Below are 13270 nucleotides of genomic sequence, written 5' to 3' on the forward strand. Positions count from 1 at the left end.
CAGACGTAGTAGTTACGAGGGGGAGCAGTATGGCCGGGGACGGCGTAACAGCAGGCAGGCAGCGCAGCCGGGCGAACGGCAACGGCGCGCCGGCCGGCAGCGGGGGGCTGCGGGTCGAGCGGGTCTGGACGACCGAGGGCGTCCACCCGTACGACGAGGTCGAGTGGGAGCGCCGCGACGTCGTCATGACGAACTGGCGGGACGGCTCGATCAACTTCGAGCAGCGCGGTGTTGAGTTCCCGAAGGACTGGAGCATCAACGCGGCCAACATCGTCACCACCAAGTACTTCCGGGGCGCGGTCGGCACCCCGCAGCGCGAGCAGTCGCTCCGCCAGCTCATCGACCGGGTCGTGCAGACGTACCGCAAGGCGGGCGAGGACTTCGGTTACTTCGCCACCAAGGCCGACGCCGAGGTCTTCGACCACGAGCTGACCTGGATGCTGCTGCACCAGGTGTTCAGCTTCAACTCGCCGGTCTGGTTCAACGTCGGCACGTCGTCGCCGCAGCAGGTCAGCGCCTGCTTCATCCTCTCGGTCGACGACTCGATGGACTCGATCCTCGACTGGTACAAGGAAGAGGGGCTGATCTTCAAGGGCGGCTCCGGCTCCGGCGTCAACCTCTCCCGCATCCGCTCGTCCAAGGAGCTCCTCTCCTCCGGCGGCACGGCCAGCGGCCCGGTCAGCTTCATGCGCGGCGCCGACGCCAGCGCGGGCACCATCAAGTCCGGTGGCGCCACCCGCCGCGCGGCCAAGATGGTCATCCTCGACGTCGACCACCCCGACATCGAGGAGTTCGTGCAGACCAAGGCGCGCGAGGAAGACAAGATCCGCGCCCTGCGCGACGCCGGCTTCGACATGGACCTGGGCGGCTCCGACATCGTCTCGGTGCAGTACCAGAACGCCAACAACTCGGTCCGCGTCTCCGACGAGTTCATGCGGGCGTACGAGGAGGGTGGCGACTTCGCCCTGCGCGGCCGCCTGCACGGCGAGGAGATCGAGCGGGTCGACGCCAAGAAGCTGTTCCGCGACATCGCCAAGGCCGCCTGGGAGTGCGCCGACCCCGGCCTGCAGTACGACGACACGATCAACGACTGGCACACCAACCCCGAGACCGGCCGCATCACCGCGTCCAACCCCTGCTCGGAGTACATGTCGCTGGACGACTCGTCCTGCAACCTGGCCTCGCTCAACCTGATGAAGTTCCTGACCGCCGAGGGCGGCTTCGAGGTCGAGAAGTTCGTCAAGAGCGTCGAGTTCATCATCACCGCGATGGACATCTCGATCTGCTTCGCCGACTTCCCGACCGAGCGGATCGGCGTCACCACCCGCGCCTACCGCCAGCTCGGCATCGGCTACGCCAACATCGGCGCCCTGCTGATGGCGTCGGGCCTGCCGTACGACTCGGAGGCCGGCCGCAGCGTCGCCGCCGCGATCACCTCGCTCATGACGGGCACGGCCTACCGCCGTTCGGCCGAGCTGGCCGGTGTCGTCGGCGCCTACGACGGCTACGCCCGCAACGCCGAGGCCCACAAGCGGGTCATGCGCAAGCACTCGGCCGCGAACGACGCGATCCGCCCGGCCAACGCCGTCGCGACCGCGATCGTCAAGGAGGCCACCAAGCAGTGGCAGGCCGGCAACAAGATCGGTGACAAGAACGGCTGGCGCAACGCCCAGGCGTCCGTGCTCGCCCCCACCGGCACCATCGGCCTGATGATGGACTGCGACACCACCGGCATCGAGCCCGACCTGGCCCTGGTCAAGTTCAAGAAGCTCGTCGGCGGCGGCTCGATGCAGATCGTCAACCAGACGGTCCCGCGCGCCCTGCGCAGCCTCGGCTACCCCGAGGAGCAGGTCGAGGCGATCGTCGAGCACATCTCCGACCACGGCAACGTCGTCGACGCCCCCGGCCTCAAGCCGGAGCACTACGCGGTCTTCGACTGCGCCATGGGCGAGCGCGCGATCGCCCCGATGGGCCACGTGCGCATGATGGCCGCGGTTCAGCCGTTCATCTCGGGCGCCATCTCCAAGACGGTCAACATGCCCGAGACGGCGACCATCGAGGAGATCGAGAACATCCACTACCAGGGCTGGAAGCTCGGCCTGAAGGCGCTCGCGATCTACCGCGACAACTGCAAGGTCGGCCAGCCGCTCTCCGCCGCCGGCAAGAAGGCGTCGACCACGTCGGCCGAGCCCGCGGCCACGGCCTCGACCGCTGTCGAGCCGGTCGTGGAAAAGGTCATCGAGTACCGCCCGGTCCGCAAGCGCCTCCCGAAGAAGCGCCCGTCGGAGACGGTGTCGTTCTCGGTCGGCGGCGCCGAGGGCTACCTCACCGCGTCGTCCTACCCCGACGACGGCCTGGGCGAGGTCTTCCTGAAGATGTCGAAGCAGGGCTCCACCCTGGCCGGCGTCATGGACGCCTTCTCGGTGGCGATCTCGATAGGGCTGCAGTACGGCGTCCCGCTCGAGACGTACGTCAGCAAGTTCACCAACATGCGCTTCGAGCCCGCCGGCATGACCGACGACCCGGACGTGCGCATGGCCAGCTCGGTGATGGACTACATCTTCCGCCGCCTGGCCCTGGACTTCCTGCCGTACGACACCCGGGCCGACCTCGGCATCTTCACGGCCAAGGAGCGCGCCGCCCAGGTGCAGGCCGAGGCCGCCGCCGAGACCGCCGCGGTCGACCTGGCCGGCATGGCCGCCTCCGCCCCGGTCGCCCCTCCGGCCGAGGTCGCCGCTGAGGTGGCGGCCGAGGTCAAGGCCACCGTGACCGAGCCCACGACCGACCCCGAGAAGGCGGCCCCCGCCTCAGTCGGCTCCTCCACGGAGCTCCTCGAGATCGTCATGGGCCAGTCCGCCGACGCCCCGCTCTGCTTCACCTGCGGCACCAAGATGCGCCGCGCCGGCAGCTGCTACGTCTGCGAGGGCTGCGGCTCCACCTCCGGCTGCAGCTGAACCTGATCAGCGATTGCCAGGCAGCGACCGCCTCATCCCGTCAAGGGGTGGGGCGGTCGTTGTCGTCTCCTGCTTGCAGTCTGCGTTCCAGGACCTCGATGTCCTTCAGATCCTTTTCCCGCCGCAACTGGCGCTTGTATTCCAAGACCTGGTCGAGCCGCGCGAAGCGAATCCCGGCGATTATCTCGGCACCGTCGATGAGGTCGTCGGGGCGCCAGCCCGGTGAGATCCATCCGGTGGACACCTGAATCGCGCCGTTGTCGAAGCTCGCCATCATGCCGCCCAGGGAGCTGGTCACGAGGCTCTCGGCCAGAGTTGACGCTCGTTCCCAGGCCGCTCCCCTCGCCACGACGTCCAGGTCGCTCACCTCGTCGCGTAGCCCGTGCATGAGCAGGGGGGCGCTTCCGAACACGACGAAGTGGTCCGGATTCAGCTCCAGTTTCAGCAGCCGGGTCAGTCGGGGATGAGGGCTAAGAGTCAACGGACTTCCTTCCGAGCACTCGAAAGAGGATGCTCGGCGTGGCCCGGCTTTCCTCATGTTTGCCCCAAGCGGCGACGGCCTTGGACAGATTCGAGTCCGAGACTTTCGCAAGGAGTGATTGGAGCCGGATCGTTCGCTCCTTCTCCCTGTTCCTGGACTTGAGATAGCTGAAGCCGGCACTACCCAGCATGGCGAACGCCAGGAACGCCGTGTTCAGTGCATCGAGATCAGCCACAGCAACCCGCTTTCACGTCATGCCGTCGCGTGACCGAGGGAGATGGCTTCGATCGCGGCCATGTCGCGAATCGTCAGTGTCGAGCGGCCGGTCTGGATGACTCCGCGTGCCTTCAACAGGCCGATCGTGTCCTTCGCCGACTCACGCGAGATACCGGCGATCTCGGCTATGTCGCGTTGACTGAATCGCAGTTGGACGCCGGCCTGAGTGACCTCACCGACCCCCATCGCGTGCAACTCCAGCAAGGACTTCGCGAATTTCCGCTCCGCGGCCAGGAATGAGTCGACGTTCTTGCGCGTCGCCTCGGCAAGGCGTTCGTCCAGTGCGTAGATCTGAGCGAGGGCGGCCCGGGGTTGCTCGACGAGGAACTGCACCCACCGGGCGCCTGAGATATGTAGAGCTTGGACCTCCGTCAGGGCTACCACGCTCGCGGAACGAGGCTTTCGCCGGATCGCCGCCATCTCGCCCACCATCTGACCGGGCCCGCGGAGATAGACGATCCGGCGAGGGCTTCCGGCCAGCACCTTCACCACGCCCTTGCGAATCAGCAAGGCGTGATCGTCCGTCACCTCGCCCTCCCCGATCAGCAGCGTCCCGGCCGGACGACTGATCAGGCCGGTGCCGCTGGCCTCGAGAGAGGTCAGCTCCTCCTTGGTGAGGGGGGTTTCCAGGTTGAGAGACAACAGATCGACCATTAGTTGAGGGTATGCGTACCCATAACTAGTGGGCAATGACGCCGTCTTCGGATGGTGCACAGGCCAACAAGCTAACGTCGACCTCGGCCGTTCGTGGGAAGCGGCTCCAGGTCACGGTGAGGACTTGCCTGTATCGCGGTGACGCAGACAGTTGCCGCCAAGGCGAGTTCCCCGAGATTGGCCAGCCATGGGATGCCGGTGGCGGCGGCGATCAGCATGGTCAGGGCGCCCGTCAGCAGCCACGGGGATCGCCGGCGTTTGAGCAGGAGCACGCCGAAGGCGATCAGGATCAGGATGACGACGATCGCCGGGATCGGCGGGCCGTTCGAGGCGGCGTTCGTGTAGCGGAGCGTGCCCGCGTACGTCGCCGGTTCCAGGGCGAGGGTGACGATGTCCGCGTAGATGCCGACGGAAATCAGCAGGCCCGTCACCAGGATGAAGGGGCGCAGGTCGGCCACGCCGGTCAGGCCCGCCGCGATCAGGACCAGCAACGGCACCAGCAAGGCGTGAGTCACGTAGCGGGGGACCGACAAGGCTTGCAGCGCCGCGCCCGGGCCGATCGCGGAGCCGAGGGCGATCACGGCGTTGTCCCAGATCAAAGCGCCCACGACCAAGGCCTGCAAGGTGCGCGTCCACTGTGGCGGGAGCCGGAGAACCAGAACGAGCAGCACCGTCTCGGCCAGGGCGATCAGTCCGAACACCACGCTCATCATAAGGGAAACCCCGTTCCGTTAGAGGAAACGAGCGTAGGGACCTTTAACGTGTAAGTTCAAGACGTGACCGCTATCGACCTCGATCGCCAGCGCCTCGACCGAGCGAAGTTCGCGGTCGGTTTCACCTTCGCCACCAACGGCCTGGCGTACGCCGGATGGCTGGCCCGCGCGCCCGCCGTGCGCGACGGGCTCGATCTGTCACCGGCCGGGTTCGGGCTGCTTCTGTTGTGCCTGTCCGCAGCCGCGATCTCGGCCATTCCGCTGGCCGGGCCGCTGGTGCAGCGGGTCGGTCCGGCCCGGGCCATTCTCATCGGCAGCACGTCCATGGTTCTCGGGCTGACCGGCCTCGCCACCGGCACGCTGCTCGGCTCCGTGCCCCTCGCCGGTTTCGGGCTGGTGCTGGCCGGCATGGGCAACAGCACGTGGGACGTCGCCATGAACGTCGAGGCGGCCGACGTCGAGCGGCGCGTCGGTCGCACCCTCATGCCGCGCTTCCACGCCGGTTTCAGCCTGGGCACTGTGCTCGGCGCCGGCTTCAGCGCCGTCGCGGCGGCCTCCGGCCTGCCGATCTGGGCGCAGCTCTATCTCACCGCGCTTCTCACGGCTTGCGTCACGACCCCGGTGGTACGCCGATTTCTGCCCCACCAGCCGTTGCCGGCGGGCCAGAAGCCCGCGATGAGCGTGCGCCAGGCCTGGCGCGAACCCCGTACCGTGCTGATCGGTCTCATCATGCTCGGTTTCGGCTTCACCGAGGGCACCGCCAACGACTGGCTGGCGATCGGCCTCGTCGACGGCTACCAGGCCAGTGAGACCGTCGGCGCCGTCGCCTTCGGCGTTTTCGTCACCGCGATGACCCTGGGCCGGCTGTTCGGCGGCTACGCCATCGAGCGCTGGGGCCGCGTCCTCACCTTGCGCGTCACCGCCGCCTCGGCCGCCCTGGGCCTGCTCCTGGTCGTCACCCAGCTCTCGGTGCCGGTCGCCATGGCCGGCGCCCTGCTGTGGGGCGCCGGCGCCTCGCTGGGCTTCCCGATAGGCATGAGCTCAGCCGCCGACGACCCGGCCCGCGCCGCCATCCGCGTCTCAGTCGCCGGTTCCATCGGATACGGGGCCTTCCTGGCCGGCCCACCCCTCATCGGCCTCCTGGCCGACCATGTCGGCGTCCTGCGCGCCGTCCTCTGCGTCTTCGTCGCCCTGGCCATCGGCTTGTTCGCCTCATCCGCCGCCCGCCCACTCAAATCCGCCGAGTAACCCAGACCGAGACCTGCCCCACTGCCCGCCATCCGCGTCTCGATCGCCGGTTCCATCGGGTACGGGGCTTTCTTAGCCGGCCCGCCCCTCATCGGCCTGCTGGCCGACCATGTCGGCGTCCTGCGCGCGATCCTTCGCGTCTTCGCCGCTCTCGCCATCGGCTTGTTCGCCCTTATCCGCTACCCACTCAAATCCGGTGGCTGACCCGCACCGAGATCTGCCGCACTGCCCGCCTGGGCCGCCGTCCGCGTCTCGGTCGCCGGTTCCATCGGGTAGGGGGCTTTCCTTGCCGGGCCGCCCCCTTGTCGGCCTGCTGGCCGACCACGTGGGTGTTCTGCGCGCGATCCTTTGCGTCTTCGCCGCTCTCGCCATCGGCTTGTTCGCCCTTATCCGCTGCCCACTCAAATCCGGTGGCTGACCCGCACCGAGATCTGCCGCACTGCCCGCCTGGGCCGCCGTCCGCGTCTCGGTCGACCGGTTCCATCGGGTACGGGGCTTTCCTTGCCGGGCCGCCCCCTTGTCGGCCTGCTGGCCGACCATGTGGGCGTTCTGCGCGCGATCCTTTGTGTCTTCCGCCGCTCTCGCCATCGGCTTGTTCGCCTCATTCGCCGCCCACCCAGTCACATCCGGCGAGTAACCCAGATCGATGCCTGCGTCGTGCCCGCCTGCGTCGTGCCCGCCTGCGTCGTGCCCGCCTGCGTCGTGCCCGCCTGCGTCGTGCCCGCCTGCGTCGTGCCCGCCTGCGTCGTGCCCGCCTGCGTGCCCGCCTGCGTGCCCGCCTGCGTCGTGCCCGCCTGCGTGCCCGCCTGCGTCGTGCCCGCCTGCGTCGTGCCTGCCGCCGTGCCCGCCTACGCGGGGTGGGCCTATGCCTTGCCTGCCTGCGCTGGGCCTGCCTGCGCCGGCCCGGGCGATCCGGGGCCAGGCGCGCGCAAAGCGCCGGCGACGCGTAGCCGCAGGTCGTGGTGTCCGCGATGGGGACGCGGTGGGGCGTAGCCGCAGGTCGTGGTGTCCGCGATGGGATGTGGTGGCGCGTGGCTGCGGGGTGGGATGGCCGCGATGGGGACGCCGTGGCGCGTAGCCGCGGGGCGCGGTTGCCCGCTATGAGGTCGTGGTGGCGCGTAGCCACAGGTCGCGGTTGCCCGCTATGAGGACGCGGCCGTCGCGCAAGGTGGTCACTGCCTGAGGCGGGGCGTCGCCGCAACCCAGCTCGCCGCGCCGCCACGGATGGGTGCCGTCGCCCAGCCAGACGACGCCGCAGTAGTCGTCGCGGACTCCCTCGACGTGCGGGCGGGAGTCGTCGATCACGCCGGTCGCCACGAGTGTGCCGGACGCGTCGACCGTGACGTCCGTGATCCGGCCCGCGCCCATGCCCGCGGTCGGCCCCGGCTTCCAGTGCAGACCGTCGGTGCTCGTCAAAACGTACGTCGTGTCCTGCGACCTTTTCTCCGTCCGGTCCACGCCGCCGAACGCCGTCCACCGGCCGCCGCTGTGGACGACGCGGGTCAGGATCAGCTGTTCGGGCAGGCCGTCGATCGCCGACACCGACCAGGTGCGGCCGCCGTCGGTGGAGCGCCAGGCCCCAGGATGCTGCCAGCCGTATCCGATCGCCACGACCGTGTCGCCGTCGGCGGCGAGGACCGCCAGGAGCTGCCGGCTCGGCGGGTGCGGGCCGGCGGGTGCGGGCAGGTCCACGCGGTGCATCGACCGGCCGCCGTCGTCCGACACCAGCACCGCCGGCGGCGGCCCGGCCGTGTCGACCAGGTCGGCGTTGATGATGATGCGCCCACTGCTCGTACGTACCATGCCACCCACCCGGCTGCGGGAGCCCTGCCCCTCGAAGCCGGCCTTCGACAGATCAGCCCGGGCCAATTCTTCCCGCTTGCCGCCCCGGTACCGAGCCAGGCCGCTGCTGGAAGCCGCGAGGATCGCGCCGCCGGGCTCGACGATCACCGCGTCCGCGCTCACTCCGCCGCCCGCCCACCCGTCGGGACGTTCGCCACTGTCACGCGGGGCCGAGGGCGCCGGGTCCAGTCGCAGCCGGTCGCATGCCGGCCCGCCCGTCCAGTTCGCGGTCACCGCCCGGTAGCCGTTCTGGTAGTCGCCGAGGGCCAGCACGCACGACGACAGCGGCACCAACGCGCGCAGGCCGCTGCCCGGCGGCACCCAGTCCGAGCTCGCCGGCCAGTCCACCGCGCCGGCGTGGCGCTCGAAGCCCAGGTCGGAGGCGGGCACAGTGCCCAGGCCGGCGCGCTCCGGGATCGACTCGGGCCGTGACCGGACACATGAGACTGTCGTCAGCAGGAGGCCGACTGCGACCAGAGCCCGAACAGCACGAGTCATGCCCACGATCATGCACGAGGCTCTAGGGTCGGGTGATGAGCCAAGACAAGCAGGCTGTCATCACGTCCCATGTGGACGCGCCGCCCGAGCGTGTCTGGACCGCCCTGACCGACGCCGACGAGCTCGCCGCCTGGTACTGGCCGGCCGAGCTGCACCCCAAGGCCTTCTCCGACCCTGTGACGGGTGGCGGGTTCGGCATCGACGCCGACGGCATGGGCTTCGCCGGGCGCTATCTCGAGCTCGACCCGCCGCGGCGCCTGGTGCAGTCGTGGCGCTGGGCCGGCGACGACCGCGACAGCCGGGTCACCATCGAGCTGACCCCGGCCGGCGCGGGCACCGGCGTGCGCGTCGTTCATTCCGGGCTTGATGAGGAGACCGCGAGGATGTACGAGGCCGGCTGGTCCAGCTGCCTTGCGCGTCTCACGCCGTACGCAGGAAGTCGGTGATCAGCCCGGCCAGCACGGCCGGCTGTTCCATCACCATCGCGTGCGAGGTGTCCTCGAGCGAGATGTAGCGCGGGTGCCCGGCCGCCTCGGCCTGCTCGACCACGAAGCGGCGGTGGGCCGCGTAAAGCTCCGCGAACGGCTCCTGCTCGGGCAGGTTGCGGGTCGGCAGCACCAGCAGCTCCGGGCAGGTCGTGCTCGCGTACACCGGCCCCAGGTCCAGTTCGTTCATCAGCGCGCGCAGCTGTGCCGTGGCGGCCGCGGACGGGCGGGTCGAGGTCTCGCCGCTCTCGTGGACCAGGTTGCGGCGGAAGCCCTCGATCCAGACCTTCTCGTTGGCGCCCATGTCGCGGGCGGCCATGCGCTGCGCCTCGACGATGTCGGGCAGCTGGTCGGCCTCGATCACCTGGCCCGCCTGCGCCTCGAGCTGATCGAAGATCGCGTGCAGCCGCTTCAGCTCGGCCGCGGCCTTCGGCGGCTCCATGCCGGGCAGGTGCTCGACGCGGGTGGGCGGCGGGTTGCCGTCGAGGCTGACCACGCCGGGCGCCTCGGGGTGGCGCTGGCCCCACAGGGCGGCGAGCATGCCGCCGAGCGAGTGCCCGACGACGGCCGGCCGGTCGAGCTCCATCTGGACGCAGACCGCGGCCAGGTCGCCCAGCGCCGCGTCCCACGTCCACGTGCCCTCACCGGAGCGGCCGTGCCCGCGCAGGTCGACGCTGATCACCCGGTGGCTCTGGCGCAGCGCGCGGGCCAGGGTGGTCATCTGGGCCAGGTTGCCGCCGGCGCCGTGCAGCAACAGCAGCGGCGGGTCGTCGCCGCCGAAGTCGCGGACCGCGAGCGGCAGGTCGCCGGCGTCGATCAGGCGGTCGTTAATCATGGTGTCCTCCTCGCGGCGCGTCGCCGCGTAGCCGGTCTCGGATGGCCGCCGACGGCACGCCGCCGTTCGGATGGCGGGGGAGCCGTCCCCGTTTGACCAGGTCGTGTACCCCTTGCCGGGTGATGCCGAGCATGGCGCCGGCGGTGGCGTACGACACCGACTCCGCCCCCGGATGCCCGGCCTGCCGCGCCACGGCCCGGCCCAGCGGGGTCGCCCACCACTCGGCCGGCGGGTCGAACGGCCGGTCGCCCGGGTGGAGCGTCGCGATCAGCCGGGCCGCCGTCATGACGGCCGCCCGCTCGTCGTCGCCGGTGAGTGTGGCGGCCCAGCGCCGTGCCCGTCCCTGGACGAGGGAGCGCAGGGCGTCGACCGCGTCGTCGCCCTCGAGCAGCACCTCGAGCGGGTCGAGCAGGCGGATGTCGAGCAGCCGCACGATCTGCCCGGCCAGCTCGTCCTCGCTCACGGCGCCATCCTCCCGGGCCTTGACGCCGGGTGTCAAGTTACCCTCCGTACATTAAGGGTGGCTTTGGTGGCCTTTCGCTGCGCGAGGCGGACCAGTACGGTGTGCCCGGATCACACCGGAAGGATCGCCCGTGCGCTCGCGTCTCGTCGTGCTCGGCGCTGTCACGCTGCTCGCGCTCGCGGCCTGCGACGACAAGCCCGTGGACCAGCCCGCGGCGCTGCCGCCGGTGGAAAAGGCCGAGCAGCTGCCCGCGGCCTCGGCCGGCGGCGCCTGCGCCCTCTGGGACTACGCCTCCATCCAAGAGGCGATCGGCGTCCGGTTCACCGTGGCCGCGGCCACCAAGGTCGAGTCCACCTCGACGTGCGTGGTGCAGACCGTCGACGCCACCTATCCGGACCTGACGCTGTCGGTCGTCGGAAGCACCGCGGCCACCGCCGAGCAGTTCCTCGACGACCTCAAGCCGGCCAAGGGCATCAAGCTCAAGGGCCTGGGCAAGGCCGCCTACCTGCTCAAGACGCCGGCCGGCGGCGGGCACGGCCCGGTCACCGAGATCGGCTGGCTCACCGCGGCGAAGCAGATACGCACCCTGCGTTTCACCTTCGCCGCAAACGCGAAGTCCACCGCCGTGACGGCGATGACCAGAGATCTGTTCACCTACGCCAAGGCGATGGACACGACGAACGGCTAGGTCAGTGCGCCGCGACGAACACGCGCGACGCCACCTCCCGCGGCAGCCGGATCTTGTCGCCGGACCGGTCGATGGTCACCCCGTCGCGCTCCTGGGCGACCGTCACGGTCGTGCCCGGGTCGATGCCGGCCGCGTGCAGCTGGCGCAGCACGTCGGAGTTCGTCTGCACGCTCTCGCAGATGCGCTGCACCACGACGCTGCCGGTCAGGCCCGGGAACGCCAGGTTGCGCTCGCCGGCGCTGACCTGGGCCGCGCTGTCCAGCACGTCCTCGTCCTCCTCGTCCGGGACGCCGAGCGCCTCGAGGCCGGGGATCGGGTTGCCGTACGGCGAACGGGTCGGCTTGTTGAGAAGCTCGTAGACCTTCTTCTCGACCGAGTCGCTCATCACGTGCTCCCAGCGGCAGGCCTCCTCGTGGGCCTCCTCGTAGGGCATGCCGATGACATTGACCAGCAGAAGCTCGGCCAGGCGGTGCTTGCGCATCACCGAGACGGCCGTGTTGCGGCCCTCGTCGGTCAGCACGAGGTGACGGTCGTTCTCGACGGTCAGCAGGCCGTCGCGCTCCATGCGCGCGACCGTCTGGCTCACCGTGGGACCGCTCTGGTGCAACCGCTCGGCGATCCGGGCCCGCAGCGGGGGCACACCCTCCTCCTCGAGCTCGAGGATGGTGCGCAAATACATCTCGGTTGTGTCGACGAGGTCGTGTTTGTGTAGTGACGTCTTCATGCTTCGACCCCCCAGTGCTCACGGCCAACAGCCGGCCTGCCCCGGGTGTCGACGAGATAATTCACGGTGTGGCCCTCCCAGCAGCGATATTACCTCGTTACATGGGGTTGACAGCGGCCCCGAGCTGGTGGGCATAGACCCTACCCGACCCGGACAGTTCGCCGCGGGACGCCGCCACCGGCCGGAAGATGTCGGGGGTGCGTGGCAGCATGACGGGCATGGTGGACCGGACGACCGCGGTGGTGTGGGACCGAGCGCTCCTCGACTACGACATGGGTGACCATCCGCTCAACCCCGTGCGTGTCGAGCTGACCATGGCGCTCGCCCGTGAGCTGGGCGTCCTCGACCGGCCCGGCGTGCGGATGATCACACCGGTCCCGGCCACCGAGGCCGAGCTCACCCGCGTCCACCGCGCCGACTACCTCGACGCGGTCCGCGCCGCCCCGATCGACCCGTTCTTCTCCGGCTGGGGCCTCAACACCCCCGACAACCCGGTCTTCGACGGCATGCACGAGGCCTCCGCGCGCATCTGCGGGGCCAGCATCGCGGCGGCCGAGGCGGTCTGGCACGGCGAGACGACCAGGGCCGTCAACATCTCCGGTGGCCTTCATCACGCGCTGGCCGCGCGCGCCTCCGGCTTCTGCGTCTACAACGATCCGGCCGTCGCCATCGCGAAACTGCTCGACCTCGGCGCCCAGCGAGTGGCCTACGTGGACGTCGACGTCCATCACGGCGACGGCGTGCAGGCCGCGTTCTACAACGACCCCCGGGTCCTGACGATCAGCCTGCACGAGACCCCGCTGACCCTCTTCCCCGGCACCGGCTTCGCCGACGAGACGGGCGGCCCCGGCGCCGAGGGCACCGCCGTCAACGTCCCGCTGCCGCCGGGCACGGGCGACGGCGGCTGGCTGCGGGCCTTCCACGCGATCGTCCCGTCGATCCTGCGCGCGTGGTCACCCGAGATCATCTTCAGTCAGTGCGGCGCCGACGCCCACCGGCTCGACCCCCTGGCTGACCTGCGGCTGTCGGTCGACGGCCAGCGCGCGGCGTACGTGGCGATGCGCGAGCTGGCCGACGAGCTGTGCGACGGGCGCTGGGTGGCCATGGGCGGCGGGGGATACGCGCTGGTCGAGGTCGTGCCACGGGCCTGGGCCCATCTGCTGGCCGTCGCGACCGGTGAGCCTCTGGACCCGTACACCCGAACCCCAGCACCCTGGCGCAAGCTGGCCGCCGAGCGTTGCCCCCGCTCAGAGGTCCCCGAGTCGATGACCGACGGCACCGAGCCGCCGGTCGAGCGCTGGCAGCCCGGCACGACGCCCGACGCCGTCGACCGGGCCATCCTGGCCAGCCGCACCGAGGTGTTCCCGCTGCACGGCCTCGACCCGCACGACCCCCGGGACTGAGGGGCG

Annotated in this window: 14 protein-coding genes; 6 read left to right on the forward strand and 8 right to left on the reverse strand. The window is 70.2% G+C overall.

Annotation, left to right across the window (positions count from 1 at the left end; genetic code table 11):
• Positions 1 to 29: 29 nt before the first annotated feature.
• Positions 30 to 2954, forward strand: coding sequence for a vitamin B12-dependent ribonucleotide reductase (locus CRP55_RS06455; protein ID WP_097318596.1), 2925 nt, complete (start codon positions 30 to 32; stop codon positions 2952 to 2954).
• A 40-nt stretch (positions 2955 to 2994) separates the two neighbouring features.
• Here CRP55_RS06455 and CRP55_RS06460 read toward each other — a convergent pair whose 3' ends face one another.
• The 4 genes from CRP55_RS06460 to CRP55_RS06470 form a co-directional block, all read right to left on the reverse strand.
• Complete coding sequence (locus tag CRP55_RS06460; RefSeq protein ID WP_097318597.1) at positions 2995 to 3435, reverse strand: hypothetical protein; 441 nt, start codon at positions 3433 to 3435, stop codon at positions 2995 to 2997.
• Positions 3425 to 3670 carry a hypothetical protein gene (locus CRP55_RS51965; RefSeq protein ID WP_143234423.1) on the reverse strand — a complete coding sequence of 82 codons (246 nt, stop codon included), beginning with the start codon at positions 3668 to 3670 and terminating at the stop codon, positions 3425 to 3427. The genes CRP55_RS06460 and CRP55_RS51965 overlap by 11 nt, the downstream gene beginning before the upstream one ends.
• A gap of 17 nt (positions 3671 to 3687) precedes the next feature.
• On the reverse strand, positions 3688 to 4365 hold the full coding sequence (locus CRP55_RS06465; protein WP_097318598.1) for a Crp/Fnr family transcriptional regulator: 678 nt from the start codon (positions 4363 to 4365) through the stop codon (positions 3688 to 3690).
• Positions 4366 to 4436: 71 nt separating this feature from the next.
• Positions 4437 to 5066 carry a hypothetical protein gene (locus CRP55_RS06470; RefSeq protein ID WP_143234425.1) on the reverse strand — a complete coding sequence of 210 codons (630 nt, stop codon included), beginning with the start codon at positions 5064 to 5066 and terminating at the stop codon, positions 4437 to 4439.
• Between the two features lie 75 nt (positions 5067 to 5141).
• On the opposite strand from CRP55_RS06470, the gene CRP55_RS06475 reads away from it, so the two are divergent.
• Together CRP55_RS06475 and CRP55_RS56165 are read left to right on the forward strand one after the other, a co-directional pair.
• Positions 5142 to 6326: an MFS transporter gene (locus tag CRP55_RS06475; protein ID WP_097318600.1), complete on the forward strand. Its 1185-nt coding sequence runs from the start codon at positions 5142 to 5144 to the stop codon at positions 6324 to 6326.
• A gap of 410 nt (positions 6327 to 6736) precedes the next feature.
• Positions 6737 to 7276, forward strand: a complete 540-nt coding sequence (locus tag CRP55_RS56165; protein ID WP_369076898.1) for a pentapeptide repeat-containing protein — start codon at positions 6737 to 6739, stop codon at positions 7274 to 7276.
• Positions 7277 to 7424: 148 nt separating this feature from the next.
• Here CRP55_RS56165 and CRP55_RS06485 read toward each other — a convergent pair whose 3' ends face one another.
• On the reverse strand, positions 7425 to 8666 hold the full coding sequence (locus CRP55_RS06485; RefSeq protein WP_143234427.1) for a WD40/YVTN/BNR-like repeat-containing protein: 1242 nt from the start codon (positions 8664 to 8666) through the stop codon (positions 7425 to 7427).
• Positions 8667 to 8701: 35 nt separating this feature from the next.
• On the opposite strand from CRP55_RS06485, the gene CRP55_RS06490 reads away from it, so the two are divergent.
• Positions 8702 to 9112 (forward strand): SRPBCC family protein, encoded by a 411-nt coding sequence (locus tag CRP55_RS06490; RefSeq protein WP_097318602.1) that lies wholly within the window; start codon positions 8702 to 8704, stop codon positions 9110 to 9112.
• Here CRP55_RS06490 and CRP55_RS06495 read toward each other — a convergent pair.
• Positions 9087 to 9986, reverse strand: a complete 900-nt coding sequence (locus CRP55_RS06495; RefSeq protein WP_097318603.1) for an alpha/beta fold hydrolase — start codon at positions 9984 to 9986, stop codon at positions 9087 to 9089. The two genes, CRP55_RS06490 and CRP55_RS06495, sit on opposite strands and share 26 nt — an antisense overlap.
• Positions 9979 to 10449, reverse strand: coding sequence for a hypothetical protein (locus CRP55_RS54380; protein ID WP_097318604.1), 471 nt, complete (start codon positions 10447 to 10449; stop codon positions 9979 to 9981). Before CRP55_RS54380 ends, CRP55_RS06495 begins: the two co-directional genes overlap by 8 nt.
• A 130-nt stretch (positions 10450 to 10579) precedes the next feature.
• Between CRP55_RS54380 and CRP55_RS06505 the strand changes: the two genes are divergently transcribed.
• Positions 10580 to 11137 carry a hypothetical protein gene (locus CRP55_RS06505; RefSeq protein ID WP_245922808.1) on the forward strand — a complete coding sequence of 186 codons (558 nt, stop codon included), beginning with the start codon at positions 10580 to 10582 and terminating at the stop codon, positions 11135 to 11137.
• Between the two features lies 1 nt (position 11138).
• Here the strand turns inward: CRP55_RS06505 and CRP55_RS06510 are convergent, their stop codons facing one another.
• Positions 11139 to 11861, reverse strand: coding sequence for an iron-dependent transcriptional repressor DtxR (locus CRP55_RS06510; protein ID WP_097318605.1), 723 nt, complete (start codon positions 11859 to 11861; stop codon positions 11139 to 11141).
• 218 nt (positions 11862 to 12079) lie between these two features.
• On the opposite strand from CRP55_RS06510, the gene CRP55_RS06515 reads away from it, so the two are divergent.
• Positions 12080 to 13264, forward strand: a complete 1185-nt coding sequence (locus CRP55_RS06515; RefSeq protein WP_438865755.1) for an acetoin utilization protein AcuC — start codon at positions 12080 to 12082, stop codon at positions 13262 to 13264.
• Positions 13265 to 13270: the final 6 nt, after the last annotated feature.

The organism is Paractinoplanes atraurantiacus (genome assembly GCF_900215205.1).
Lineage (GTDB): Bacteria > Actinomycetota > Actinomycetes > Mycobacteriales > Micromonosporaceae > Actinoplanes > Actinoplanes atraurantiacus.